Annotated in this window: 23 protein-coding genes and 1 pseudogene; 20 read left to right on the top strand and 4 right to left on the bottom strand. The window is 72.8% G+C overall.

Annotated elements, in window-relative coordinates; all coding sequences use genetic code 11:
* Positions 1 to 49: 49 nt before the first annotated feature.
* Together AB0881_RS17615 and AB0881_RS17610 are read right to left on the bottom strand one after the other, a co-directional pair.
* Complete coding sequence (locus AB0881_RS17615; RefSeq protein WP_366617964.1) at positions 50 to 1,342, bottom strand: tyrosine-type recombinase/integrase; 1,293 nt, start codon at positions 1,340 to 1,342, stop codon at positions 50 to 52.
* A 188-nt stretch (positions 1,343 to 1,530) separates the two neighbouring features.
* Entirely contained in the window at positions 1,531 to 2,094 is a 564-nt protein-coding gene (locus tag AB0881_RS17610; RefSeq protein ID WP_366617963.1) for an Asp23/Gls24 family envelope stress response protein, read from the bottom strand.
* 239 nt (positions 2,095 to 2,333) lie between these two features.
* Here AB0881_RS17610 and AB0881_RS17605 point away from each other — a divergent pair, with 239 nt between their 5' ends.
* Positions 2,334 to 2,918, top strand: coding sequence for an HIT domain-containing protein (locus tag AB0881_RS17605; RefSeq protein WP_366618051.1), 585 nt, complete (start codon positions 2,334 to 2,336; stop codon positions 2,916 to 2,918).
* A 45-nt stretch (positions 2,919 to 2,963) separates the two neighbouring features.
* On the top strand, positions 2,964 to 3,362 hold the full coding sequence (locus AB0881_RS17600; protein WP_366617962.1) for a DUF393 domain-containing protein: 399 nt from the start codon (positions 2,964 to 2,966) through the stop codon (positions 3,360 to 3,362).
* Positions 3,363 to 3,419: 57 nt separating this feature from the next.
* Here the strand turns inward: AB0881_RS17600 and AB0881_RS17595 are convergent, their stop codons facing one another.
* Positions 3,420 to 5,585: an elongation factor G-like protein EF-G2 gene (locus AB0881_RS17595; protein ID WP_366617961.1), complete on the bottom strand. Its 2,166-nt coding sequence runs from the start codon at positions 5,583 to 5,585 to the stop codon at positions 3,420 to 3,422.
* Positions 5,586 to 5,943: 358 nt separating this feature from the next.
* Between AB0881_RS17595 and pgsA the strand changes: the two are divergent.
* The 9 genes and pseudogenes from pgsA to AB0881_RS17550 all read left to right on the top strand — a co-directional run.
* Positions 5,944 to 6,519, top strand: a pseudogene (pgsA, locus tag AB0881_RS17590) (phosphatidylinositol phosphate synthase); the annotation flags it as partial.
* Positions 6,520 to 6,767: 248 nt separating this feature from the next.
* Positions 6,768 to 7,748 carry a phosphatidylinositol mannoside acyltransferase gene (locus AB0881_RS17585; protein ID WP_366617960.1) on the top strand — a complete coding sequence of 327 codons (981 nt, stop codon included), beginning with the start codon at positions 6,768 to 6,770 and terminating at the stop codon, positions 7,746 to 7,748.
* The gene (locus tag AB0881_RS17580; protein WP_366617959.1) at positions 7,745 to 8,914 is read left to right on the top strand and encodes a glycosyltransferase family 4 protein; all 1,170 of its coding nucleotides are present in this window, start codon (positions 7,745 to 7,747) and stop codon (positions 8,912 to 8,914) included. The genes AB0881_RS17585 and AB0881_RS17580 overlap by 4 nt, the downstream gene beginning before the upstream one ends.
* 20 nt (positions 8,915 to 8,934) lie before the next feature.
* Entirely contained in the window at positions 8,935 to 9,480 is a 546-nt protein-coding gene (locus AB0881_RS17575) for a hypothetical protein (RefSeq protein WP_366618050.1), read from the top strand.
* A gap of 90 nt (positions 9,481 to 9,570) precedes the next feature.
* Complete coding sequence (locus AB0881_RS17570; protein WP_366617958.1) at positions 9,571 to 10,593, top strand: DUF3048 domain-containing protein; 1,023 nt, start codon at positions 9,571 to 9,573, stop codon at positions 10,591 to 10,593.
* A 100-nt stretch (positions 10,594 to 10,693) separates the two neighbouring features.
* Positions 10,694 to 11,608: a pyridoxal 5'-phosphate synthase lyase subunit PdxS gene (gene pdxS / locus AB0881_RS17565; RefSeq protein WP_366617957.1), complete on the top strand. Its 915-nt coding sequence runs from the start codon at positions 10,694 to 10,696 to the stop codon at positions 11,606 to 11,608.
* A 150-nt stretch (positions 11,609 to 11,758) separates the two neighbouring features.
* A complete protein-coding gene (locus AB0881_RS17560) occupies positions 11,759 to 12,379 on the top strand; it encodes a hypothetical protein (RefSeq protein WP_366617956.1) in 621 nt (206 codons plus the stop codon).
* 75 nt (positions 12,380 to 12,454) lie between these two features.
* Entirely contained in the window at positions 12,455 to 13,066 is a 612-nt protein-coding gene (pdxT, locus tag AB0881_RS17555) for a pyridoxal 5'-phosphate synthase glutaminase subunit PdxT (RefSeq protein ID WP_366617955.1), read from the top strand.
* A gap of 3 nt (positions 13,067 to 13,069) precedes the next feature.
* A complete protein-coding gene (locus tag AB0881_RS17550) occupies positions 13,070 to 13,822 on the top strand; it encodes a YebC/PmpR family DNA-binding transcriptional regulator (RefSeq protein ID WP_366617954.1) in 753 nt (250 codons plus the stop codon).
* Positions 13,823 to 13,882: 60 nt separating this feature from the next.
* Here AB0881_RS17550 and AB0881_RS17545 read toward each other — a convergent pair whose 3' ends face one another.
* Entirely contained in the window at positions 13,883 to 14,449 is a 567-nt protein-coding gene (locus AB0881_RS17545; protein ID WP_366617953.1) for a dihydrofolate reductase family protein, read from the bottom strand.
* A gap of 162 nt (positions 14,450 to 14,611) precedes the next feature.
* Between AB0881_RS17545 and AB0881_RS17540 the strand changes: the two genes are divergently transcribed.
* The 9 genes from AB0881_RS17540 to AB0881_RS17500 all read left to right on the top strand — a co-directional run bounded on the left by AB0881_RS17540 (position 14,612) and on the right by AB0881_RS17500 (position 25,314).
* Positions 14,612 to 15,757 (top strand): GNAT family N-acetyltransferase, encoded by a 1,146-nt coding sequence (locus AB0881_RS17540; RefSeq protein ID WP_366617952.1) that lies wholly within the window; start codon positions 14,612 to 14,614, stop codon positions 15,755 to 15,757.
* Between the two features lie 102 nt (positions 15,758 to 15,859).
* Complete coding sequence (gene ruvC, locus AB0881_RS17535) at positions 15,860 to 16,384, top strand: crossover junction endodeoxyribonuclease RuvC (protein WP_366617951.1); 525 nt, start codon at positions 15,860 to 15,862, stop codon at positions 16,382 to 16,384.
* The gene (ruvA, locus tag AB0881_RS17530) at positions 16,381 to 16,983 is read left to right on the top strand and encodes a Holliday junction branch migration protein RuvA (protein WP_366617950.1); all 603 of its coding nucleotides are present in this window, start codon (positions 16,381 to 16,383) and stop codon (positions 16,981 to 16,983) included. The genes ruvC and ruvA overlap by 4 nt, the downstream gene beginning before the upstream one ends.
* A 115-nt stretch (positions 16,984 to 17,098) precedes the next feature.
* Entirely contained in the window at positions 17,099 to 18,163 is a 1,065-nt protein-coding gene (gene ruvB, locus AB0881_RS17525) for a Holliday junction branch migration DNA helicase RuvB (protein WP_366617949.1), read from the top strand.
* Between the two features lie 192 nt (positions 18,164 to 18,355).
* Positions 18,356 to 18,883 carry a preprotein translocase subunit YajC gene (yajC, locus tag AB0881_RS17520; RefSeq protein ID WP_366617948.1) on the top strand — a complete coding sequence of 176 codons (528 nt, stop codon included), beginning with the start codon at positions 18,356 to 18,358 and terminating at the stop codon, positions 18,881 to 18,883.
* 41 nt (positions 18,884 to 18,924) lie between these two features.
* Entirely contained in the window at positions 18,925 to 20,769 is a 1,845-nt protein-coding gene (secD, locus tag AB0881_RS17515) for a protein translocase subunit SecD (protein WP_366617947.1), read from the top strand.
* A complete protein-coding gene (secF, locus tag AB0881_RS17510; RefSeq protein WP_366617946.1) occupies positions 20,769 to 21,974 on the top strand; it encodes a protein translocase subunit SecF in 1,206 nt (401 codons plus the stop codon). Before secD ends, secF begins: the two co-directional genes overlap by 1 nt.
* Before the next feature lie 75 nt (positions 21,975 to 22,049).
* On the top strand, positions 22,050 to 22,595 hold the full coding sequence (locus tag AB0881_RS17505) for an adenine phosphoribosyltransferase (RefSeq protein ID WP_366617945.1): 546 nt from the start codon (positions 22,050 to 22,052) through the stop codon (positions 22,593 to 22,595).
* Between the two features lie 544 nt (positions 22,596 to 23,139).
* Positions 23,140 to 25,314, top strand: a complete 2,175-nt coding sequence (locus AB0881_RS17500; RefSeq protein WP_366618049.1) for a bifunctional (p)ppGpp synthetase/guanosine-3',5'-bis(diphosphate) 3'-pyrophosphohydrolase — start codon at positions 23,140 to 23,142, stop codon at positions 25,312 to 25,314.
* The last annotated feature ends 73 nt before the right edge of the window (positions 25,315 to 25,387 follow it).

Raw genomic sequence — 25,387 nt, 5'->3', positions numbered from 1 at the left:
ATTCGGGGGGCGGATCCACACGCTCGGAGGGGGCGCCCCGCCGGCGCTCTCAGGCGGTGAGGGGGGGATTCACCGCCCGAGATCGTGGGACCGGCGACCCGCGGGGATCGCGCGGAGGGGAGTCCGCGCCCGCGCGCGCGGGGCCGGACCGGCCGGCGTAGTACGCGGCCAGGCGGCGCGACTCGGCGGCCGCCGCCCGGGCCGTCGTGGACTTCCGCCGGTAGAGCGCCCGGTTCTCCGGGCGGATCTCGGCGAGATGGGCGAAGGCGTCGGCGGCCTGGTCCTGGAGCTGCGCGTTGTTCAGCAGGTTGCGGGCCAGCCGGACGGTCGCCTGCTCGGCCGCGCGCCGCCGCCGCTCGACGCTCTCGATCACGCCGTGGGCGGCGCCGTCCGCGGTCGCGGCCGGTTCGCCGGCACCCGCCGGCGCGGTGCGGGACCGGCGCGCGGGCGTGGTCACCGGGAGCGTCGGCGCGTCCGAGCCCGGCGCGACGAACCCGGCCGGGACCCGCAGCTGCCTCGGCGTGATCGGCAGGCCGGCGTCGGCGGCGGTGGTCGTGACGATGCTGCGCACCGTGCGCTCGGCCAGCCGTTCGCCGCGCCGGCCGACGAAGAGCGCGGACTCGTCGGGATCGCGGCCGAGCAGGGAGGGGCGGACGCGCAGCCAGCGGCGCAGGGTGTCGTGCACCTCGCCGTAGGGCAGCGTGACCATGCGCCGGACGTTGCCGCGGCCGTCCCGCATGACCAGGTGCCAGCGCCGCGAGCCGCGGACGACGTCCTCGACGTCCAGCGCCGCCAGCTCGGCGACGCTCATGCCCGAATGGACCAGCAGCAGGCAGATCGCCGCGTCCCGGGACGAGCGCAGCCGCCGCGCCGCCGCGTGGAAGCGGCCGCGCAGCCGGGCGTCGAGGACCGCCGGCGGGCGGTTGGGCAGCCGCTCCCGGACGGCGCGCACGTGCCCCAGGCCGCGGTGGAAGGTGTAGTAGTGGTCGATCGCCGCCAGGTAGTTGTTGATCGTGCCCGGCTTGCAGCCGTGCGCGGCGCGCAGGTGGTCGCTGAAGCCGGCGACGGCGAGGTCGCGGTCGGCGGGGTCGCTGAGGGGCTCGCCGGCCCCGCCGTCCGGGCCGCCGGTCCGCGCTCCGGCGGCGAGCCAGGCCAGGTAGCCGCGGACCCGCGAGGTGTAGACCTGGCGGCTGCCCGGCGACAGGGCGGATCCGCGGAGCGCGGCCCGGTACGCCCGCCACTCGCGCAGCCAGGGCTCCGGGAGGGCGGCCGGGCGCCCGCGCCGGCCGCATCCGGCGCCGTCCTGACCGCAGCGGCCGTCACCGTGCGCGTCCTGCGCCATGACGACCTCCTGAGCGGTGGGGGTCCGGGCCGTGCTGTCCTTGAAGTATCCCGCTCGGCGGTGACAAAACCGGCCGAAAGAAAAGAATCGCCGTTTCTTTCAGTAGGCCGCGGCAGCGGGCGATGCCGGTGGAACGTTCCGTGGCAGGCGAGGCCACCGCTGTCACGGGACGCTCCGGGAGAAAAGGGTTACCGGGTGTTCGCTGCGTTTCTGGCAGCAGGCGGCCGGACGTCCTCGACGGAGATGTCGACCGCGACCACGCGCACGCCCAGCATCCTGCCGGCCATCCGGGCGACATCGGCCCTGACCTGCCTGGCCACGTCCATCACCGGGCAGCCGTACGCGACGGTGAGGCCGAGTTCGAGGGAGACCTCGTGGCCGTGCGGGTGCGGTTCCCCGAGCGGCCGGCCGGACGCGGCGGGGAGCGAGGCCGGGCCGCCCGCCTCGCCCGCACCGCCCGAACCGCCCAAAGCGCCCGAACCGGTCCAGGAGGCGCGGGCGGCCGCGTCCGCGACCCCGTCCACCTCCAGCGCCGCCAGCACCGCGATCTTCTCGATCACCTGGTCCTCGATGGTGACGCGTCCCTTCACGACCGGGGTGGCGGCGTCGGCGGGCGGAGCCGCGGGCACGGGCGGGAGCGGCGCGCCGCCCGCCGGCGCCGGAGGCGCGGGGAAGAACGGCATGGACCCGGCCTCGAGACGCGGCGGCTCCGCGCCGCCGCCGCCCGGAAATCCCTTGTCGAGGTCGGTCATCGATCGGCTCCCCACGCTGGACGTGCCGTCCATGGTGCCGCGGCGGCGCCCGGGCCGCCCGCCATGTCCGGTGAACTCCGGTGAAATCCGGTACTGCCGCCCGGTACGGCCGCGGGACCGGGGGATCCCGGCTGCAGCCCCGCCGGGCTTCCTCTCTATGCTGCTGGTCAGGCCGTGAACGCCGATCGGGCCGCGAACAAGAGGAGAGCGCCGCCTTGAGCCTAGAGCCGGAGGAGCCTGTGACGCCGGAGGCGCGCGAGGACGCGCCTCGGTACGAGGAGGAACGGGGAGGTGCGGGCACGCCGGACAACTTCCAGCGGCTGTGGACCCCGCACCGGATGGCCTACATCAAGGGCGAGGGCAAGCCCACCGGCGCCGGGGCGGAGGACGGCTGCCCGTTCTGCGAGATCCCCGCGATGACCGACGAGGACGGCCTGATCGTGGCCCGCGGCGAGCGGGTGTACGCGGTGCTCAACCTCTACCCGTACAACTCCGGCCACCTCATGGTCGTCCCGTACCGGCACGTGGCCGACTACACGGGGCTCGACCCGGCGGAGTACGGCGAGCTGGCGGAGCTGACCCGCCGCGCGCTGACGGCGCTGCGCCGGGCCAGCGGCGCCCAGGGCTTCAACGTCGGCATGAACCTCGGCCAGGTCGCGGGCGCCGGGATCGCCGCGCACCTGCACCAGCACGTCGTGCCGCGCTGGGGCGGCGACACCAACTTCATGCCGGTCGTCGGCCACACCAAGGTGCTCCCGCAGCTCCTGCGCGACACCCGCAAGCTCCTCGCCGACGCGTGGCCGGCCGCCGGGGACGATCGGTGACGGCCGGTGGCGACTAGGGGCGCGGTCCCCGGGCAGGAACCGGACGTGACTTCTCGCGAACGGCCGGTCCTGCTGTACGACGGCGACTGCGGCTTCTGCACCGCGTCGGTGCGGTTCATCGAGCGCCGGATCCCCACCTCGGCCGAGCTGGTGCCGTACCAGGCCGCGGACCTGGCGGCGCTCGGCACGACGCCCGAGCGGGCGGCGCGCGAGGTCGTCTGGGTGGGCCGCGGCCGGCGCGCCCTGGGCGGGGCGCAGGCCGCGGCGGCGCTGCTGATCGACGCCGGCGGGGTGTGGCGGCCGCTGGGCCTGGTCCTGCGGGTGCCGCCGTTCCGCTGGATCGCGCACGGCGTCTACCGCCTGGTGGCGAACAACCGCGGTCGCCTGCCCGGCGCCACGCCCGCGTGCGCGCTGCCCGCCGACCGCAGGCCCGGGGCGCGCTGACGGCCGGCGGCCCGGAGGGGAGCGCCCCCGCGGGCCGCCCGGCGCAGGGCCCGCGCGTCAGTCGTCCCTGGAGGCGGCGGCCACCTTGTCCGACAGGTGGGACGGCAGCGGCTCGTACCGCAGGAACACCCGGCTGAACGAGCCGGTGCCCTGCGACAGCGAGCGCAGGTCGATCGCGTACCGGATGATCTCCAGCTGCGGCACCTCCGCCTTGATCATGGTGCGGCCGCCCGGCACCGACTCCGAGCCGAGCACCCGGCCGCGGCGCGAGGTCAGATCGGACATCACCGCGCCCACGTAGTCGTCGGCGATCAGCACCGCGACCTCGTCGACCGGCTCCAGCAGCAGGATCGGCACCTTGGCCGCCGCGTCCTTGAGCCCGAGCGCGCCCGCCGCCTGGAAGGCCATGTCGGAGGAGTCGACCGAGTGCGCCTTGCCGTCGTGCAGCGTGACCCTGATGTCGACCAGCGGGTACCCGGCCGACACCCCCCGCGCCATCTGCTGCCGGACGCCCTTCTCGACCGACGGGATGAACTGGCGCGGCACCACGCCGCCGACGATCCGGTCGACGAACTCGAAGCCCTCGCCGGAGGCCAGCGGCTCCACCTCGATGTGGCAGATGCCGTACTGGCCGTGCCCGCCGCTCTGCTTGACGTGCCGGCCCAGGCCCTTGGCGGTGCCGCCGAACGTCTCGCGCAGCGGGACGCGCAGTTCGACCCGCTCGACCTCCACTCCGTACCGGGTGCGCAGCCGCTCGATCAGCACGTCGGCGTGCGCCTCGCCCATGCACCACAGCACCAGCTGGCGGGTCTCGGAGTTGTTCTCCAGCCGCAGCGTCGGGTCCTCGGCGACCAGCCGGCCCAGCGCCTGTCCCAGCTTGTCCTCGTCGGCCTTGGACCGGGCCCGGATGGCGACCGGCAGCAGCGGGTCGGGCATCGACCAGGGCGCCATCAGCAGCGGGGCGCCGGGGTCCGACAGCGTGTCGCCCGTCTCGGCCCGGCTGAGCTTGGCGACCGCGCAGATGTCGCCGGCCTGGCACGACGCCAGCGTCCGCTGCGTCTTGCCCAAGGGGGAGGTGAGCGCGCCGACCCGCTCGTCGACGTCGTGGTCCTCGTGGCCGCGGTCCTCCAGGCCGTGCCCGGAGACGTGCACGGTCGAGTCGGGGCGCAGCGTGCCCGAGAACACCCGGACCAGCGAGATGCGCCCGACGTACGGGTCGGAGGTGGTCTTGACGACCTCGGCGACCAGCGGGCCCTCGGGATCGCACGCGATCTTCCTGGGCGGGCCGCCGTTCACGCCGGTGACCGGCGGGATGCCGTGCTCGGGCGGGGACGGGAACGCCTCGGTGATGACCTCCAGCAGCTCCATCATCCCGATGACCGGGCCGGGGTGGTCGCCGTGCGGCACGGAGGTGGCGAGGACCGGGTAGAAGCTGCCGCGCGCCACGGCCGTCTCCAGGTCCTCGATGAGCGACTTGACGGGGATGTCCTCACCGGCGAGGTACCGGTCCATGAGGCCCTCGTCCTCGCTCTCCTGGATGATCCCCTCGATCAGCGCGGCGCGCTGCTCCTCGATCTGGTCCACGTAGCGGGCGTCCGGCTCGCACTCGACCCGGGCGCCGGTGGAGTAGTCCATGCAGCGCTGGGTCAGCAGCCCGATCAGCCCCTCCGGGGCGTCCCCCGAGCCGATCGGGAAGTAGCAGGGGAGCACGCCCTCGCCGAAGGCGTCCTGGCAGGTCAGCAGCACGTCGTCGAAGTCGCCGCGCTGCTGGTCGATCTTGGTGATGACGACCGCGCGGGGCATGTTCACCGCCGCGCACTCCTCCCACAGCATGCGGGTGAGGCCGTCGATGCCGTCCACCGCCGAGACGACGAACAGCGCCGCGTCGGCGGCTCGCAGCCCGGCCCGCAGATCGCCGACGAAGTCGGCGTAGCCGGGGGTGTCGATCAGGTTGACCTTGATGTCGCCGTGCACGAGCGGGGCCAGCGACAGGTTGACCGAGCGCTGCTGGCGCACCTCGACCTCGTCGAAGTCGCTGACCGTGGTGCCGTCCTCGACCCGGCCGCGCCGCTGGACGGTGCCGGTCGCGGCCAGCAGCGCCTCCACCAGCGTGGTCTTCCCCGCCCCCGAATGGCCGACCAGCGCGACGTTGCGCACCTTGTCGGGCCGGCCGGCCTCCGGTGCCCTGCCGTGGCCTCCCGGATGGCCTCCCTTGTCCGCCATGGCTCTTACCTCCTAGGACGGGCCCGCGCGGGGCCGCGTGCGGCTGAGGGCCCGGCCCGCCGGTGCGGGCCAGGGTCCTGTCGGCCGAGTGCGGCGCCAGGCCACCGTCCGACGTGCGTGACCGACGTCACACCCGTGTCAACACCTTTTCCCGTGTCGGCCCGGATCACAAGGGGCGGACGGCAAACGCTGGTCATCTCTTCCCGCGCGGACAGCCGCGGCGCGCCGCCTCGACCCGCCGTACCGGGCGGCAGCACTACGATTGGGCCCGCGCTGCGCGGCCCCCCGAGCCCGGCGCGGCACCGTGCCGGGCCTCTCGGCGCGGGGCCACGACCTCGACACCACAGGATCGGACGCGATGCTCAACAAACTGCGGCCCGCGCTGGGACGCGTTCTGACCCCCATCGGCCAGACCGTCGCGCGGACCGGGGTCTCGCCCAACGCCATCACCGTCGTCGGGACGATCGGCGTGCTGGCCGGCGCGCTGGGCTTCTTCCCCCGGGGCGAGTTCTTCTGGGGCACGATGGTGATCACTGCGTTCGTGCTGTTCGATATGCTGGACGGGGCCGTCGCCCGGGTCACCGGCAAGATCTCCCGCTGGGGCGCGTTCCTGGACTCCACGATGGACCGGGTCGCGGACGCGGCGATCTTCTCCGGGCTGATGATCGGGCTCTACCGGGACGGCCAGGAGGGACTGGCCGGGGTCGCGCTGTACTGCCTGGTCGCCGGTGTCGTGGTGTCGTACGCCAAGGCCCGTGCCGAGGGGCTGGGCTACACCTGCGACGTCGGGATCGCCGAGCGTTCGGAGCGGCTGATCGTGGCGCTGGTGGCGGCAGGGTTCGCCGGGCTGGGCGTGCCGTACATCCTGGCGGCGGCGCTGTGGGTGCTGGCGGTGCTGAGCACGGTCACCGTCGGGCAGCGGTTCGCGACCGTGCGGGCGCAGGCCCTCGCCGAGCCCGCCGCCACCGCGCCCGGCACCGCCGGGCCGGAGGCCGGCGGCACCGCGGACGCCCGGCCCGACGGCGGCGCCGAGTCGCCCGAGTCGCCCGAGTCGCCCGGCGCGGCCGGGCCTGCCGAGGCCGCCGGGCCCGCGCCGCGGGTGGAGCCCAAGACCGTGCCCAAGGGCCGCAAGGGCGGCGGCGGGCCGGCCGGCCGGCTCAGGCGCCGCGCGGAGCGCCGCGCGTGACCCCCGGCATCCGGCCGCCCCGCCCGCCCCGGCCTCCCCGGATCGCGGCGGCGCGGGACGAGGTGATGGACGCCGCCTACGCCCTCGGCTGGACGGTCGTGCGCAAGATGCCCGAGCGCGCCGCGCGCGCCGCGTTCACCGCGCTGGCCGACCGCACCTGGCAGCGGCACACGTCGGGCGTGCGGCAGCTGGAGAGGAACCTGTGCCGGGTGCTGGGCAAGGACGCCGTCGACGACGAGGTCCGCGTCCTGAGCAAGAAGGTGCTGCGCTCGTACTTCCGGTACTGGCTGGAGGTCTTCCGGCTGCCCGAGTACGACCGCGACCGCATCGTCGGCCGGATGCGCGTCACCGGGCACGAGAAGATCTTCGCCAACCTCGATTCGGGGCGCGGGGTGATCCTCGCCCTGCCCCACATGGGCAACTACGAGCAGGCCGGGGCCTGGCTGGTCTACCAGGGGCACCCCTTTACGACCGTGGCCGAAAGGCTCAAGCCGGAGTCCCTATTCGACAGGTTCGTCGCGTTTCGTGAGAGCCTGGGAATGGAGGTACTGGCCCACAAGGGCGCGTCCGCTTACGGCCGCCTCGCCCAGCGGCTGCGCGCCGGCCGCCCGGTGTGCCTGGTCGTCGACCGGGACCTCACCGACAGCGGGATCGACGTGGAGTTCTTCGGCGCCACCGCCCGGATGCCGGCGGTGTCGGCGGCGCTGGCGATCCAGACCAGCGCCGCGCTCATCCCGGTCACCTTGTGGTACGAAGGCGAGTACTGGGCGGCGCGGGTACACGACGAGATCCCGGTTCCTGACGGGGGCGCCAGACAGGAGAAGATCGCGGCCATGACTCAGCAGCTCGCCCGTGCCTTCGAGGAGGGCATCGCGGCGCATCCGGAAGACTGGCACATGCTCCAGAAGGTCTGGGTGGAGGACCTGCCGGAGGAGCGCCGGAACGGCCGGAACGGCCCGGAAGGAACGGCGCGGTGAGGATCGGCATCGTCTGCCCGTACGACTGGGAGGTCCCGGGCGGCGTCCAGCAGCACATCCGCGACCTGGCCGAGGCGCTGATCGAGCTCGGCCACCACGTGTCGGTGATCGCCCCGGCCGACGACGACGCCGAGCTGCCGCCGTACGTGGTCCCCACGGGCCGCGGCGTGCCGGTGCCCTACAACGGGTCGGTCGGGCGGGTCTCGTTCGGGTTCCTGTCGGCCAACCGGGTCCGGCGGTGGATCAACGAGGGCCGCTTCGACGTCCTGCACGTCCACGAGCCGGCCGCGCCGTCACTGGGCATCCTGGCCTGCTGGGCCGCCGACGGGCCGATCGTGGGCACGTTCCACGCCTCGTACGAGCGCTCCCGGCTCGTCTCGGTCACCGCGCCGATCCTGCAGAGCGCGCTGGAGAAGATCACCGGCCGTATCGCGGTGTCGGAGGCGGCCCGCAAGACGCTGGTGGAGCACTTGGGCGGCGACGCGGTGCTGATCCCCAACGGCGTGGCCACCGAGCGGTACGCGATGGCCGAGCCGCTGCCCGGCTGGCCCGGCCGCGGCGACGGCGACGCCGCCGCCGGGAACGGCACCGGCGGCGCGCTGGGCTTCCTCGGCCGGATGGACGAGCAGCGCAAGGGCCTGCCGGTGCTGCTGCGCGCCTTCGAGATCCTCGGCCGCGAGCGTCCCGGCCTGCGGCTGCTGGTCGCCGGGCCGGGCGACGCCGACGACGTGGTGGCCAAGGTCTCGCCCGAGCTGCGCGACCGGGTGGTCATGCTCGGCCTGGTCAGCGAGGAGGACAAGGTCCGCGCGTACCACTCGGTGGACGTGTTCGTGGCCCCCAACCTGGGCGGGGAGAGCTTCGGGATCGTGCTGGCCGAGGCGATGTCGGCGGGCGCGCCGATCCTGGCCAGCAACATCGAGGCGTTCGACCGGGTGCTGCGCGGCGGCCGGGCCGGCGCGCTGTTCCCGGTCGGCGACCATGAGGCGCTGGCCGCGGCGGCCGGCGAGCTGCTCGACGACCCGGCCCGGCGCAAGCAGCTGTCGGCCGAGGCGCGCGCGGCCGTCCGTTCCTATGACTGGTCGGCGGTGGCCCGCGACGTGCTGCGGGTGTACGAGACCGTCGCGCTCGACGGCGCCGGTGTCGTCGAGTCCGGCCGCGGAGCCTGAGAGGCGTACGGCACAGCATGTTGTTCCCCGACTGGATCATCGATGTCCTGTTCTGGATCGCGGTCGTCTTCCTGGTCGGCGTGTACGTCTCCTGGCGCGCGACGCGGCTGGACCGGCTGCACGTCCGCGTCGAGACGGCCCGCGCCGCGCTGGACGCCGCGCTGGTCCGGCGGGCCGCGGTCGCGCTGGAGATGGCCGCGTCCCGGCAGCTGGACCCGGCCACCAGCCTGGTGCTGGCCACCGCCGCGCACGAGGCCCGCACCGCCGACGCCGACGGCCGCGAGTTCGCCGAGAGCGACCTGTCCCGGGCGCTGCGCGCGGTGGTCGACCAGCCCGACTTCACCGAGACCCTGAAGGTCAAGGGCGACGGGCAGCCGGTGCTGGACGAGATGGCCTCGGCCGCGGCCAAGGTCGTCTACGCCCGCCGGTTCTACAACGACGCCGTCTCGGCCGCCCGCATCGCGCGCCGCAAGCTGCTGATCCGCGTGCTGCCGCTGGCGGGCCGGGCGCCGCTGCCCGGCTTCTTCGAGATCGACGACGACCCGCCGGAGGCGCTGCGCGGCTGAGGCGCGCGGCCGGGCCCCGGGGTTGAACCCGACAAAGCTCTCATTCGTATTCGCTACCCTCGGGCAGATCCGCCATTGGGAGGCAGAATCGTGGGTGTTGCTGGGGTTCGGGGTCGTACGGCCGCCGGTTTCGGGGCCGTCGCACTCGGCGCGGCACTGACGGCGTGCTCGGGCGGTGGCGGCGCGGAGACGGCCGCGCCCCCCAACGCCGAGGGAGGTGAGGGCGGCAAGCCCTCCGCGCCCGCCACGCATCCGTTCACCGGCGGCCGCAGCGGGGTGGACAACCCCGTGCTGGCCGTGAAGATCGAGAACACGCGGCCCGCGCTGCCGCAGACCGGGGTGCGGTCGGCCGACATCGTGTACGTGGAGCAGGTCGAGGGCGGCGAGACCCGGCTGATGGCCGTGTACTCGTCCAAGCTGCCCCCGCGGGTCGGGCCCGTCCGGTCCGCGCGGATCTCCGACCTGCACATCCTGCCGCAGTTCGGGAAGCCGGCGTTCGCGTTCTCCGGCGTGCAGAGCAAGATGAAGAAGTACATCAAGCAGGCCCCGCTGTACGACATCTCCCAGGAGAGCGCCGGTTCGGCCTACTTCAGGGCGGGCCCCAAACCCATCCCGTACAACCTCTACGCCAGCCCGAAGTCCCTGCTCAAGCAGGCTCCCAAGGCCGAAGGGCCGCGCGACGTCGGGTTCCGGTTCGGGCCCGCGCCCCAGGGCGGCAGGCCCACCAAGACCTTCACCGCCCGCTGGCCCTCCACGCGGATGTCGTTCACCTGGTCGGCCAAGCAGAAGCGCTGGCTGTCGGCCCACAACGGGCGCACCAACACGGCCGCCGAGGGCGGGGTGCTCGGCGGGCAGACCGTCGTGATCCAGTACGCCAAGACCACTCGCTCGAAGTTCCACGACTTCCTCGGCAACTACACGCCGGAGATCAAGACGACCGGGACGGGGCGCGCCCTCGTCCTGCGCGACGGCAAGGCCTACGACGCCCGCTGGTCCCGCCCGGCCGAGGACGAGGGGACCACGTTCACCACCGCCGCGGGCGAGCCGATGACGTTCGCCAAGGGCCAGGTCTGGATGGTCCTGGTGAACGACGGCGAGCCCCGCATCCCGTAAAACCGGCGGCCCGGCCGCTGACACTCTGCCGGGTCCAAGACCGGACGGAGCAGGCAATATCATGGAAACGACTTGCCGTCCGTTCACGTGAGGAAGACCCGTGTCCAACACAGCCAGCTCCGCCACCGACACTCCCGCCACCGGGACCGCCCGGGTCAAGCGCGGCATGGCGGAGATGCTCAAGGGCGGCGTGATCATGGACGTCGTCACCCCCGACCAGGCGAAGATCGCCGAAGACGCCGGCGCCGTCGCGGTGATGGCGCTGGAGCGGGTGCCCGCCGACATCCGCGCCGAGGGCGGCATCTCCCGGATGAGCGACCCCGACATGATCGACGGGATCATCGAGGCCGTCTCCATCCCGGTCATGGCCAAGGCCCGCATCGGCCACTTCGTCGAGGCCCGCGTGCTCCAGGCGCTCGGCGTCGACTACATCGACGAGTCCGAGGTGCTCACCCCGGCCGACTACGAGAACCACATCGACAAGTGGGCGTTCACCGTCCCGTTCGTGTGCGGGGCCACCAACCTCGGCGAGGCGCTGCGCCGGATCACCGAGGGCGCGGCGATGATCCGCTCCAAGGGCGAGGCCGGCACCGGTGACGTCTCCAACGCCACCACCCACATGCGCAAGATCCGTGGGGAGATCAAGCGGCTCCAGAACCTGCCCGAGGACGAGCTGTACGTGGCCGCCAAGGAGCTCCAGGCCCCGTACGAGCTGGTCAAGGAGGTCGCGCAGGCCGGGAAGCTGCCCGTGGTGCTGTTCACCGCCGGCGGCATCGCCACCCCGGCCGACGCCGCGATGATGATGCAGCTGGGCGCCGAGGGCGTGTTCGTCGGCTCCGGCATCTTCAAGTCCGGCAACCCGGCGCAGCGCGCCGAGGCGATCGTGAAGGCCACCACCTTCCACGACGACCCCGACGTGATCGCCAAGGTCTCCCGCGGCCTCGGCGACGCCATGGTCGGCATCAACGTCGCCTCCCTGGGCGAGGACCAGAAGTTCGCCGGCCGCGGCTGGTGATCTAGCCGCAGGCGGGTAACGGACCCGCACGCCCGGCCTTTCCGGACGGGCGTGCGGGGTGACCGGCCGGTTACTTACGGCGGCCCCTCCCCATCCCGCGCCCCAGGGTTTACGCTGGCCGGGCGGTCTTCAGGGGCGGGAGGAACGTTCATGGGGTGGTCGGTCGCGCTGGCCTGTGCGAGCGCCGGTGAGCCCGCCGAGGTGTTCCGGCCCGGCCTCGACCCCGACCCCGATCCGGCCGCCGCGGCCAGCATCGCCCGCGGCCTCTACCCGGCCGCGACCCTCACCGAGACCGGCGACACCGTCCTGGACTTCGCGCTCTGGCCGTACGAGGACGAGCTGTTCGTCGGCGTCTTCGACCGCGCCCTGCTGCTGTGCGACCGGCGCCTGTTCTGCCTCGACGACGACGCCCGCCGGATCGCCGACACCGCCGCCGCCGCGCTGCCCGGCTCCCGCTGCGGCGTCCTCGTCCTGCACAGCGTGATCTCCGGCTGCTGGTTCCGCTGGTACGACGCCGGCGAGCTCCGCCGGGACGTCTTCGTGACCGGCGAGGACGGCGTGGTCGTCGACCAGGGCGAGCGGCTGCCGGCCGAGGGCCCGTACTGGAAGGCCATCGACGAGGGCGTCCCGGACGTCCCGCTGCCGTTCGACCCCGAGGAGTTCGGCCTCGCGCTCGCGGGCGCCCACATGTTCGGCCGCGGCATCGCCGACCGCGGCGCCGACGGCTTCCTCCCCCTCGAACTGCCGCTGCGCCGCTTCAAGCTCTGCTGACGGAGCCGAGGGGAAGAACCGCCGGTCGCCCGCACGTTGTACGGTCGGTACGACCACTCCCCGAAAGGCTTTTCCGTGACCGCTGTGCCCACGATCGGTGTTCTCGCCCTGCAGGGCGACGTGCGCGAGCACGCCCGGGCCCTGGAGGGAGCCGGCGCGCGGACCCTTCCCGTACGCCGCGCCGAAGAGCTCGAGAGCGTCTCCGCGCTCGTCATCCCGGGCGGCGAGTCCACCGCCATGTGGCGGCTGGCCCGCTCGTTCGAGCTGCTGGAGCCCCTGCGCAAGCGGATCGAGGCGGGCATGCCCGCGTACGGCTCCTGCGCCGGTATGATCATGCTCGCGGACCGGATCCGGGACGGCGCGGCCGGCCAGGAGACCATCGGCGGCGTCGACATGACCGTCCGCCGCAACGCCTTCGGCCGCCAGGTCGACTCGTTCGAGGCCCGGGTGCCGCTCGACGGCATCGGCGAGTTCGACGCGGTCTTCATCCGCGCGCCGTGGGTCGAGTCGGTCGGCGACGGCGTCGAGGTGCTCGGCCGCGCCGAGAGCGGCCCGAACATCGGTAGGATCGTCGCCGTCCGGCAGGGACGCCTGTTGGCGACCGCGTTCCACCCGGAGTTGACGGGCGACCACCGCGTGCACCACTACTTCGCCGATCTGGTGCGCCGGGCGATGGAGGAGGAGTAAAGAATGTCCGGCCATTCCAAATGGGCGACCACCAAGCACAAGAAGGCGGCCCTCGACGCCAAGCGGGGCAAGCTCTTCGCCAAGCTGATCAAGAACATCGAGGTCGCGGCGCGTACCGGCGGCGGTGACCCCGACGCCAACCCGACGCTCTACGACGCCATCTACAAGGCGAAGAAGAACTCGGTTCCCAACGACAACATCGAGCGCGCCCGCAAGCGCGGCGCGGGCGAAGAGGCCGGCGGCGCCGACTGGCAGAACATCACCTACGAGGGCTACGCCCCCGGCGGCGTCGCGGTCCTGGTCGAGTGCCTGACCGACAACCGCAACCGCGCCGCGTCCGAGGTCCGCGTCGCCCTCACCCGCAACGGCGGCTCTCTGGCCGACCCGGGCTCGGTGGCGTACCTGTTCAACCGCAAGGGCGTCATCATCGTCCCCAAGGCCGGCACCAGCGAGGACGACGTCATGATGGCCGTCCTGGACGCCGGCGCCGAAGAGGTCAACGACCTGGGCGAGAACTTCGAGATCGTCTGCGAGGCCGGCGACCTCATCCCCGTCCGCTCGGCCCTCCAGGAGGCCGGCATCGACTACGAGTCCGCCGACTCCAGCTGGCTCCCCAGCGTCTCGGTGCCCCTGGATGAGGACAACGCCAAGAAGGTCTTCCGCCTCATCGAGGCCCTGGAGGACTCCGACGACGTCCAGGACGTCTACGCGAACTTCGACGTCTCCGACGAGGTCATGGAGAAGATCGACGCCTGACCCGCACCGCCGCCCGGCCCGCCGCCCGGCCCGCCGCCCGCACCGGACGGCGGGCCGCCGCTAGGCCACCCGGTAGCGCAGGTGCGTGACGCTCCCGGCGAGCGGCCCGCCCACCGGGACGAGGCCGGCGCGCTCCCCGCCGAGGAAGGGCGTGCCCGCGCCCAGCAGCAGCGGCACGAGGTGGACGTACAGCTCGTCCAGCAGCCCCGCCCGGAGCGCCTGCCCGGCCACGTCGGCGCCCATCACCACGGTGTCCTTGGCGCCCGCGGCCTCCCTGGCCCGCCGGACCGCGCCCTCCAGCCCGTCGAAGGCGAAGACGCCGCCGTTCCCGCCCGCGAGATCGTCGCGGCGCCGGTGCGTGACGACGAACGCCGGCACACCGGCCCACGGCGTACCGCCCCACGGCTCCAGCCCCAGGTCGAACGTGCGCCGCCCGATGACGGCGGCCCCGACCCCCGCGTCCACCTCCCGCCGCACGGCCGCGTCGACCTCGCCGCCCGGGCCGTCCCAGCCCATCCACGCGTGCAGCGCCTCGCCGCCGTCGCCCATGGGCTCGTCCGCCCGGACGTTCGGCCCCGCGCTGAACCCGTCCAGCGACACCGACACGTCGAGAACCACCTTGCCCACCACGGACCTCCTCCGGGTCGCCGCCGATGCCGCAAGACCACCACAGCGGAGGGCCCGGCGGAAGCTCCCGCCCCGATGTCCCGCACGAGCGCCCCGCACGATGCCCTGGCCAGGGGCTCGACGGCGTTGCGGTGGCCATCCGGCGGCCGTACGGTCGGGATCATGGAGATCCGGGTGTTGGACGAGGGGCAGTGGCCCGCCGTGCGCGACCTGCTGGAGCAGGCTTTCGGGCGGCGCACGGAGGCGCACTGGGAGAGCACCGCCGAGCGGGTGCGCCCGGCGACGGCGGCCGGGCGGCAGTTCGGCGTCTTCGAGGGCGACCGGCTGGTCGGCACGGCGCTGATCCACGACATGACGCAGTGGTGGTACGGCCGGCCCGTCTCCATGGGCGGCATCGGCGGGGTCGCCGTGGCGCCGGACGCGCGGGGACGGGGGATCGGCCGCGCGCTGATGACCGGGGTGCTGGAACGCTGCGCCGCGCTCGGATACGCGCTGTCGATGCTCTATCCGGCCACGACCCCGCTCTACCGTTCGCTGGGCTGGGAGCACGCGGGCGCGCTGCACAAGGCCGCACTGCCGGCCGAGGCCCTGCGGACGGTGCGGGCGGAGCCCGTCGAGGTGCGGCGCGCCGGGCCGGCCGACGCGGCCGAGGTCGTCCGGACGATCGGGCGGGTGCACCGGGACGCGGGGCACTGCGGGCCGGTGGGCTGGGACGAGGAGCGGTGGCGGGGCACGCTGGCCGGATCCGACTACTTCTACCTGGCCGGGGACGGCTTCCTTCACTACCGCTGGGGCGAGGGCAACGGCTCCCTGGAGGTCAAGAAGCTCGTCGCGGCCTCCGAGCGGACGTCGCGGGGCCTCTGGGCGCTGGTCGGCTCCGGGTCGTCGGTCGCGCGGACCGTGCACGCGGACGTGGCCCCGCACGACCCGGTGTTCTGGATGCTGCGGGAGCGCCAGAGCGAGGAGGTCCACCGGGACCGCTGGATGCTCCGGACGGTGGACGCGCCCAAGGCGATCCAGGACAGGGGCTTTCCGGCGGGAGTGAGCGCCGAGGTGCCCCTGATCGTCGAGGACGCCCAGCTGAGCGCCAACGCGGGCGCGTGGCGGCTGATCGTCAAGGGCGGCGAGGGCCGGCTGGAGCGGGCCGCCGCGGAGCCGGGAGCCGTCCGGCTGCGGGCCGGGGGACTGGCCGCCCTGTACGCGGGCGTTCCCGCGTCCACCCTGCGGGCCGCCGGGCTGCTGGACGGCGACGCCCCCGAACTGGACGCGGTGTTCGCGGCCGACCCGTTCGCGCTCGACTTCTTCTGATCGACTTCTTCTGATCAATCCGACACGTGCGCGCGGGAGCGGCGGATGTCGGGCCGGTTCGATAGCGTGGCGCGTGCCGAACAGATGATCGAAGGAGCGCGCGTGCGGGTGATGGGGGTGGACCCCGGGCTCACCAGGTGCGGGGTCGGCGTGGTCGACGGCTCTCCGGGCAAGCCGCTGCGGCTCGTCCACGTGACCGTCGTACGGACCAGCCCCGACGACGAGATCGCGGCCCGCCTGCTGGGGATCGAGACCGGCATCGAGGCGCTCATGGAGGAGTTCCGCCCCGACGCGGTGGCCGTGGAACGCGTGTTCTCGCAGCACAACGTGCGTACCGTGATGGGCACCGCGCAGGCCGCCGGGGTCGCCATGCTGATCGCGGCGCGGCGCGGGCTGCCGGTGGCGATGCACACGCCCAGCGAGGCCAAGGCGGCGGTGACCGGGAACGGGCGCGCCGACAAGGCGCAGGTGACGAAGATGGTGACCCGGCTGCTGCGGCTGGACGCCGCGCCGAAGCCGGCGGACGCGGCCGACGCGCTCGCGCTGGCGATCTGCCACGTGTGGCGGGGCGGCGCGCAGGCCCGGATCGCGGCGGCACGGACGAGGACCAGGGGAGTGGGACTGTGATCGCCTTCGTCAGCGGGCGGGTGGCCGCCGCGGGGCCGGACGGCGCCGTGATCGACGTGCACGGGGTCGGGATGGCGGTGCAGTGCACCCCGGCCACGCTCGCCGGGCTGAGAGTGGGCGAGGAGGCGCGGGTCCCGACGTCCCTGGTCGTCCGGGAGGACTCCCTCACGCTGTTCGGGTTCGCCGACGACGACGAGCGGCAGGTGTTCGAGCTGCTCCAGACCGCCAGCGGCGTCGGGCCCCGGCTGGCGCTGGCGATGCTGGCCGTCCACACGCCCGACGCGCTGCGCGCGGCGGTGGCCTCCGAGGACCTCAACGCGCTGACCAAGGTGCCGGGGATCGGGAAGAAGGGCGCGCAGCGGATCGTCCTGGAGCTGAAGGACCGCCTCGGCGGCCCGGTCGGCGGCGGCGCCGACGTCCGGGCCCCGGTCAAGGCCGAGGCGTGGCGCGACCAGGTCCAGATGGGCCTGATCAATCTCGGCTGGTCGGCCAGGGACGCCGACGCGGCCGTCGACGCCGTCGCCGCCGACCTCGGCGGCGGCGACCCGCCGCCGGTGGCCGCCCTGCTCAAGTCCGCCCTCAAGAAGCTGAGCAAGTGATGGACGCGCGCGGCCGCGCGGCGGCCGGACCGAGGAGCGCAGGGAGCCTGCGACCGGAGCGACGAGGGAAGCCGCCGCGTCGAGCGGCCGCGCGCCGCCGAGCGGAGGCGAGGCAATGAACGCTGACGAACGACTCGTCTCCGCGGACGCCGACGGGCCCGAGGAGTCGGTGATCGAGGCCGCGCTGCGGCCCAAGAAGCTGGACGACTTCATCGGCCAGGAGCGGGTGCGCGAGCAGCTCTCGCTGGTCCTGCACAGCGCGCTGCGGCGCGGCCGCACGCCCGACCACGTGCTGCTGTCGGGCGGGCCCGGGCTGGGGAAGACGACGCTCGCCATGATCATCGCCGCCGAGCTGGGGCAGCCGCTGCGGATCTCGTCCGGGCCGGCGATCGAGCGGGCCGGGGACCTGGCGGCCGTGCTGTCCACGCTGGCCGAGGGCGAGGTCCTCTTCCTGGACGAGATCCACCGGATGGCGCGGCCGGCCGAAGAGATGCTGTACATGGCCATGGAGGACTTCCGCGTCGACGTGGTCGTCGGGAAGGGGCCCGGGGCGACCGCGATCCCGCTGGACATCGCGCCGTTCACGCTGGTGGGCGCGACCACGCGGGCGGGGATGCTGCCGGGGCCGCTGCGCGACCGGTTCGGGTTCGTGGCGCACATGGACTTCTACGAGCCCGCCGAGCTGGAGGTCATCGTCCGGCGGTCCGCGCGGCTGCTGGACGTGGAGATCACCGACGACGGCGCGGCCGAGGTGGCCGGGCGGTCCCGGGGCACGCCGCGGATCGCGAACCGGCTGCTGCGCCGGGTGCGCGACTACGCCGAGGTGCGGTCCGACGGGTCGGTCGACCAGGAGCTGGCCCGTGCGGCGCTGAGCCTGTACGAGGTGGACGAGCGCGGCCTCGACCGGCTGGACAGGGCCGTCCTGAGCTCGCTGATGCGCAAGTTCGGCGGGGGGCCGGTCGGGCTGTCCACGCTGGCGGTGTCGGTGGGGGAGGAGCCCGAGACGGTGGAGGTCGTGGCCGAGCCCTTCCTGGTCAGGCAGGGTCTGCTGGCCCGCACGCCGCGCGGCCGGATCGCCACGCCGGCGGCGTGGGCGCACCTCGGGCTCACCCCGCCCGCATCGGCCCCGATGGCCGGTACGCTGTTCGAACTGGACGACGACGCCGATCAGCCCGAATAGTGATCACGAACTGACGTGCGACCCGTAACGGCTTGGGAACTTCATCCGGCTCCCGATCGTCACGTCGTTGCCGGTGTCTGGCGTACTCTCTAGACTCCGGGACCTGGTCACCCGCGCCCGGCCGGCCGCACCACCGGACACCGCCTTTCAGGCGACAGGCTGGGCAAACCACATCGGAAGGACGCCCCAGTGATGGGCAGCGACATGATTATTGCGGCACAGCAGGGCGGCAGCGGAGCGTTCAACCTCCTGCTTCTGCTGGCCGTTCCCCTGGTCTTCTACTTCCTGCTGATCCGCCCGCAGAGCAAGCGGCGCAAGGAACAGATGCAGATGCAGAGCAATCTGGTCCCCGGCGCGCGGATCATGACGACCAGCGGGATGTACGCCAACGTGGTCGCGGTGGACGACGACGGCCTCGTGCTGGAGATCGCCCCGGGCGTGGAGGCGCGGTTCGTCAAGGCGGCCGTGATGCAGGTCGTCGACGGTGAGAAGGCGGCCGAGGAGGTCGACCTCACCGAGGACGAGGACGACGAGGACCTCACCGAGGACGAGGCCCCGGCCAAGGCCGACCTCACCAAGTCCGGCACGAAGGCCGACGGCAAGGCCGACACGAAGGCCGAGAAGGCCGAGAAGGACGCCGACGCCACCGACGACGCCGACGACGCGGAGTCGGCGGGCGCCACCGCGGTCGGCAAGGGGGCGAAGAAGTCCTCGGACTGATCCGGCCCCTCAACCATTGACGACGGGAAGTTAATCGACCAGTGGCTCCGCCTCGCAGCAACGTTCCCAAACCAGGGCGCACCCTCCTCGCGCTGTTCGTGGTCATGGCGGCACTCACGGGGGTGATGTTCCTGCAGGGCCAGCCCACCCCCAAGCTGGGGCTGGATCTGGCCGGCGGGACCACGGTCACGCTCACCGCCAAGACGGCCGGCGGGCGGACGCCGCCCGCGGCCCAGATGGATCAGGCCGTCAAGATCATGACCCAGCGGGTCAACGGCCTGGGCGTCTCGGACGCCGAGGTGGCCAAGCAGGGCAGCAGCAACATCGTGGTCAACGTGCCGGGCGAGGGGCAGGACCGGGTGGTCCAGCTCATCGGCACCACCGCGAAGCTGCAGTTCCGGCAGGTGTACACGGTGGCCGACGGCAAGCCGGCCGGCGCCGCCTCGCCCAGCCCGTCCGCGACGCCCACCGCCAAGGGCGACAAGGACAAGAACGGCAAGGACAAGGAAGAGGGCAAGACGCCCTCGCCGTCGCCCACCGCGTCGACGACGCCGCGCGGCCGGGCCCTGTCGGAGGCGCTCGCCGCCGCGCCCACGCCGACGCCGTCCGCCTCCGGCTCCGGCGACCCGCCGTCGCCCAAGCCGTCCGCCACGCCGTCGGGCCTGCCGTCCGGCCTGCCCACGGACCTGACCTCCCCCGACGCCGCGGGGGCCGACTACTCGGGCATCGATGACAAGGAGGTCATCAAGCAGTTCGAGGCGCTCAACTGCTACGTGCCCGACAAGCGCGTCCCCGGGTCGAACGACGCCAACCGCAAGTGGGTGGCGGCGTGCGACCAGAAGGAGGAGAACGGCCAGGTCGCCAAGTACATCCTGGGCCCGGTCCGGGTCCTGGGCGAGCAGGTCTCCGACGCCAGCGCGATGCCGCCGGACGCGACCCAGGGGCAGAGCAGCTGGTGGGTCAGCATGAAGTTCAAGTCCCAGGGCGGCAGGCAGTTCGGCGAGGTCACCACCGACGCGTACCGCGCGTACCAGCAGAACCCGGGCTCCCCGCGCTCGCAGGTCGCGATCGTCCTGGACGGCCAGGTCGTGTCGGCGCCGAGCATCAGCCGCGGCGCGATCACCGGCGGCACCGCCCAGATCGACGGGCCGCCGGAGAGCTTCACCCAGACCTACGCCACCGACCTGGCCAACGTGCTGAAGTACGGCGCGCTGCCGCTGGAGTTCACGCAGAGCTCGATCGACGAGGTGTCCTCCACGCTGGGCTCCGACCAGCTGCGCGGCGGCATGATCGCCGGTGCGATCGGGCTGGTGCTGGTGGTGCTCTACTGCCTGCTGTACTACCGGGGCCTGGGGCTGGTGGCGGTGTCCAGCCTGCTGGTGGCGTCCGGGATCACGTACGTGTCGGTGGTGATCCTGGGCGAGAACATGGGGTTCAGGCTCTCGCTGCCGCACATCATCGGCCTGATCGTCTCGATCGGCATCACGGCCGACTCGTTCATCGTCTACTTCGAGCGGCTGCGTGACGAGCTGCGCGCGGGCCGGACGCTGCGGCCCTCGATCGAGGTGGCGTGGAAGCGGGCGCGGCGCACGATCCTGGTCGCCGACGCGGTGACGTTCATGGCCGCGCTGGTGCTGTACTTCCTCGCCGTCGGCGGGGTCCGGGGCTTCGCGTTCGCGATGGGCCTGACGACGCTGATCGACGTGGTCGTGGTGTTCTTCTTCACCAAGCCGCTGGTCGGGCTGCTGTCCCGGACGAGGTTCTTCGGCCGGGGGCATCCCCTGTCCGGCCTCGACCCGAAGCGCCTGCACAAGGCGGCGGCCGACACCGCCGCCGCCGTCGCCCGCCCGAAGAGCCCGAAGAGCCCGAAGAGCCAGGAGGCCTGATGCTGGGGTTGCGCGCGATCGTCTCGCGGGTCTACCGGGGCGAGATCAGTGCCGACATCGTCGGCCGGCCCAAGGTCTGGTACTCCATCTCGGGCCTGCTGCTGGTGTTCTCGATCGCCGGGCTGGTGTTCCAGGGGCTGAACCTCGGCGTCGAGTTCAAGGGCGGCTCGGTCTTCACCTTCAGTGCCCCGAGCGCCTCGATTGAGCAGGTGCGCGGCGCCGTCACGGGCGGCGGGGCGCACCAGGCGATCGTCCAGAAGGCCGGCGACGGCTGGCGGGTGACCACCGAGAGCCTGAGCTCGGCGAAGGTGACCGACGTCAAGAACAACGTCGCCGAGGAGCTGGACGTCCCGGCCCAGAAGGTCAGCACCCAGGTGGTGGGGGCCTCGTGGGGCGGTGAGGTCTCCGCGAAGGCCTGGCAGGCGCTGATCGTCTTCATGATCTTGATCATCGCCTACCTGTCGGTGGCGTTCGAGTGGCGGATGGCGTTCGCGGCGGTGGTCGCCCTCGTGCACGACCTGGTCATCACGGCCGGCATCTACGCCTGGTCGGGTTTCGAGGTCACGCCCGCGACGCTGCTCGGCTTCCTGACCATCCTCGGGTACTCGCTGTACGACGCCGTCGTGGTGTTCGACATGATCAAGGAGGTCACCAAGCCGCTCGGCCCGACCTCCAAGATCACCTACAGCCAGGCGGCCAACCAGGCGCTCAGCAGCACCCTGGTCCGCTCGCTGAACACCTCGCTCGTGGCGATCCTGCCGGTGGCGGCCATCCTGTTCATCGGCACGACGCTCTTCGGCGCGGGTACGCTCAAGGACCTGTCGCTGGCCCTGTTCGTCGGCATGATCGTCGGTACGTACTCCTCGATCTGCGTGGCCACGCCGCTGCTGGTCCAGCTCAAGGAGCGCGAGCCGAAGTACCAGGAGCTGCGGGCCAACATCGAGCGCCGCAAGAACAGCGCCAAGCGGCAGGCCAAGGCCGCCAAGGCGATGGTGCCCGCCGGGGACGGCGACGGCGACCCGCCGTCCGACGTCCCGTTCGACGACGAGGTCGCCAAGGGCGATGACCCGGGGGCTTCGCCGAAGGGCCCGGCCAAGGATGCCGGGGACGACGTCCGCGCCACGGTGACCGTGCGCAAGGTCGTCCAGAGCGGGCCGCGCCAGCAGCCCAAGCGGGGCACCCGGCAGCAGCGCCGGGGCAAGTAGCCCCGACCACCGGGACAGGCGAGACGAACGACGCCGGCCGTGCCCACCCCTTCCGGGCGTGGGCACGGCCGACGCATGATCAGGGAGAGAACGCACGTGGACCTCGACAAGCTGATCCAGGACCGGATCCGCGACGTGGCCGACTACCCCAAGCCCGGGGTGGTCTTCAAGGACATCACCCCGCTGCTGGCCGACCATGTGGCCTTCGCCGGGGTGGTCGACTCGATCGTCAACCACCACGGCCGGGGCACCGTGGACAAGATCGTCGGGATCGAGGCGCGCGGCTTCATCCTGGCCGCCCCGGTCGCCTACCACTTCGGCGCCGGGTTCGTCCCGGTGCGGAAAAAGGGAAAGCTCCCGTCGCGGGCGTACGAGGAGACCTATGATCTCGAGTACGGGACCGAGACCATCGAGATGCACGTGGACGCCTTCGGTCCCGGCGAGCGGGTGCTGATCGTCGACGACGTCCTGGCCACGGGCGGCACCGCCAGGGCCGCGGCCGAGCTGGTCCGCCGGGCCGGCGGCGAGGTCGTGGGGATCTCGGTGCTGATGGAGCTGTCGTTCCTGCACGGGCGCGACCGCCTGGGGAATCTGGACGTCCATTCCCTGGTTACGGTCTAGTACGAAATAGGTGCCGATAGACTGGCGGCATCGGGTCCGGTGGGGAAACGGGCGCATCCCGCGGGTCGAGGAGGGTATGGCGTCCCGAGTTTGAGGAGGCTGGGTGCCCGGTGAGGTGGTATCGACCGACGCGGTGACCGACACCGCGAAAGGCCAGGCGACGAAGCCCGAGGCCGAACGGGAGTCCCGTACGGCCGGGGCCGGGGCGGCGGAACGCCCGCCCGCCCCGCCCGCTCGCACGCCCGAGACCGCCGAGCCAGAGACACCCGAGCCCGAGACTTCCGGTCAGGAGAAACCCGGACCGGAGAAACCCGGAACGGCCGCGCCCGGGCCCGGCCGCGTCGAGACCGCCGCGGAGGCGCGGCCGGGGCCCGGCCGGCCCGTGAAGACCGGCCCCGCCGGCGAGCGCCCTTCCAAAAGTGGACACACCGCCAAGAGTGGACACAGCGCCAAAGGTGGACCTGCTGCACCGCCCACGATCCCGCCGTCCGCCGCTCGGGTGCGCCGCAGGCTCGCCCGGCTCGGAGCACAGCGCGGCCCCACGATGAACCCCGTACTCGAACCACTGAACAAGACGGTCCGCAACACCCATCCCAAGGCGGACCTGCGGCTGATCGAGCGCGCGTACGACGTCGCCGCCCACTACCACCGCGACCAGAAGCGCAAGAGCGGCGACCCGTACATCACCCACCCGCTCGCGGTGTCGGCCATCCTCGCCGAGCTCGGCATGAACACCGAGACGATCTGCGCGGCGCTGCTGCACGACACCGTCGAGGACACCCCGTACACGCTGGACGAGCTGCGCGCCGACTTCGGCGACGAGATCGCCGCCCTGGTCGACGGGGTGACCAAGCTCGACAAGGTCAAGTACGGCGACGCGGCCGAGGCCGAGACCGTCCGCAAGATGGTCGTGGCGATGTCCCGCGACATCCGGGTGCTGGTGATCAAGCTCGCCGACCGGCTGCACAACATGCGCACGCTGCGCTACATGCCGCGGCACAAGCAGGAGAAGAAGGCCCGCGAGACCCTGGAGGTCTTCGCCCCGCTGGCGCACCGGCTGGGCATGAACACGCTGAAGTGGGAGCTGGAGGACCTGTCGTTCGCCACGCTCTACCCCAAGCGGTTCGACGAGATCGCCCGCCTGGTGGCCGAGCGCGCGCCGCGGCGGGACGACTTCCTCCAGGACGTGATCGAGAACGTCTCCACCGACCTGCGCGAGGCCAAGATCAAGGCCAGCGTGACGGGACGGCCCAAGCACTACTACTCGATCTACCAGAAGATGATCGCCCGGGACGTCTCCTTCGACGACATCTACGACCTGGTGGGCATCCGGGTCCTGGTCGACAGCGTCCGCGACTGCTACGCCGCCCTCGGCTCGATCCACGCGCGATGGAACCCGGTCCCCGGCCGGTTCAAGGACTACATCGCGATGCCCAAGTTCAACATGTACCAGTCGCTGCACACGACCGTCATCGGCCCCGAGGGCAAGCCGGTCGAGCTGCAGATCCGCACCTGGGGCATGCACCGGCGGGCCGAGTACGGCGTCGCGGCCCACTGGAAGTACAAGGAGGAGACCGTCGGCGGCCGCAAGGCCGGCGACATGCAGTGGCTGCGGCAGCTGCTGGACTGGCAGAAGGAGACCGCCGACCCGGCCGAGTTCCTGGAGTCGCTGCGGTTCGACCTGTCGGTCTCCGAGGTCTTCGTCTTCACCCCCAAGGGGGATGTGATCGCCCTGCCGCAGGGGGCGACGCCGGTCGACTTCGCGTACGCGATCCACACCGAGGTCGGGCACCGCTGCATCGGCGCCCGGGTGAACGGGCGGCTCGTGCCGCTGGAGTCCGCGCTCGACAACGGCGACGCCGTGGAGGTGTTCACCTCCAAGTCGCAGGACGCCGGGCCGAGCCGCGACTGGCTCAACTTCGTCAAGAGCGCCCGCGCCCGCAACAAGATCAAGCACTGGTTCTCCAAGGAGCGCCGGGACACCGCGATCGAGTCCGGCAAGGACTCCATCGCCCGCGCGATGCGCAAGCAGAACATGCCGCTCCAGCGGATGATGTCGGGCGAGGCGCTGCTGGCGCTGGCCCGCGACATGCGCTACCCGGACGTCTCGTCGCTGTACGCGGCGGTCGGCGAGGGGCACGTCTCCGCCCAGCACGTCGTGCAGCGCCTGGTGGAGGCCCTCGGCGGGGTGGAGAGCGCCGAGGAGGACCTGGCCGAGATCGCGCTGCCGACCAAGCGCAAGCGCACCCGGACGACCGGGGACCCGGGCGTGGTCGTGGCGGGCGACCCGGACGTGTGGGTGCGGCTGTCGCGATGTTGCACGCCGGTTCCGGGCGACGACATCGTCGGGTTCGTCACGCGCGGGCACGGGGTCTCGGTGCACCGCGCCGACTGCGCCAACGTGGCGAGCCTGAAGACGCAGCCCGACCGGCTCATCGACGTCAAGTGGTCGCCGGGGGAGGACTCGGTCTTCCTGGTGGCGATCCAGGTCGAGGCGCTCGACCGGCCCCGGCTGCTGTCGGACGTGACCCGCGTGCTGTCCGACCAGCACGTCAACATCCTGTCCGCGTCGGTCACCACGACCCGCGACCGGGTGGCCGTCAGCCGCTTCACCTTCGAGATGGGCGACCCGAAGCATCTCGGGCACGTCCTGAAGGCCGTCCGCTCCATCGACGGCGTCTACGACGTCTACCGCGTCACCAGCGGCACCGGCCGCTGAACGCCCCGTACCCGCGAGAAGGGGGGGCCCCCCCCGGGGCCGCCCCGACCCCCCACCCCCGGGGGACGCCAGC

Origin of the sequence: Spirillospora sp. NPDC029432 (assembly GCF_040703975.1) — a bacterium.
Taxonomy (GTDB): domain Bacteria; phylum Actinomycetota; class Actinomycetes; order Streptosporangiales; family Streptosporangiaceae; genus Spirillospora.
Note: the sequence above shows the minus strand (reverse complement) of the source record. Positions and strands in the feature narration are given on the sequence as shown.

Coding starts and splice junctions, on each gene's coding strand:
- AB0881_RS17615 (WP_366617964.1), bottom strand. CDS start 1,342: ATGGCGCAGGACGCGCACGGTGACGGCCGCTGCGGTCAGGACGGCGCC.
- AB0881_RS17610 (WP_366617963.1), bottom strand. CDS start 2,094: ATGACCGACCTCGACAAGGGATTTCCGGGCGGCGGCGGCGCGGAGCCG.
- AB0881_RS17595 (WP_366617961.1), bottom strand. CDS start 5,585: ATGGCGGACAAGGGAGGCCATCCGGGAGGCCACGGCAGGGCACCGGAG.
- AB0881_RS17560 (WP_366617956.1), top strand. CDS start 11,759: ATGGGGTGGTCGGTCGCGCTGGCCTGTGCGAGCGCCGGTGAGCCCGCC.
- AB0881_RS17550 (WP_366617954.1), top strand. CDS start 13,070: ATGTCCGGCCATTCCAAATGGGCGACCACCAAGCACAAGAAGGCGGCC.
- AB0881_RS17540 (WP_366617952.1), top strand. CDS start 14,612: ATGGAGATCCGGGTGTTGGACGAGGGGCAGTGGCCCGCCGTGCGCGAC.
- ruvB (WP_366617949.1), top strand. CDS start 17,099: ATGAACGCTGACGAACGACTCGTCTCCGCGGACGCCGACGGGCCCGAG.
- yajC (WP_366617948.1), top strand. CDS start 18,356: ATGGGCAGCGACATGATTATTGCGGCACAGCAGGGCGGCAGCGGAGCG.
- secF (WP_366617946.1), top strand. CDS start 20,769: ATGCTGGGGTTGCGCGCGATCGTCTCGCGGGTCTACCGGGGCGAGATC.
- AB0881_RS17505 (WP_366617945.1), top strand. CDS start 22,050: ATGATCAGGGAGAGAACGCACGTGGACCTCGACAAGCTGATCCAGGAC.
- AB0881_RS17500 (WP_366618049.1), top strand. CDS start 23,140: ATGAACCCCGTACTCGAACCACTGAACAAGACGGTCCGCAACACCCAT.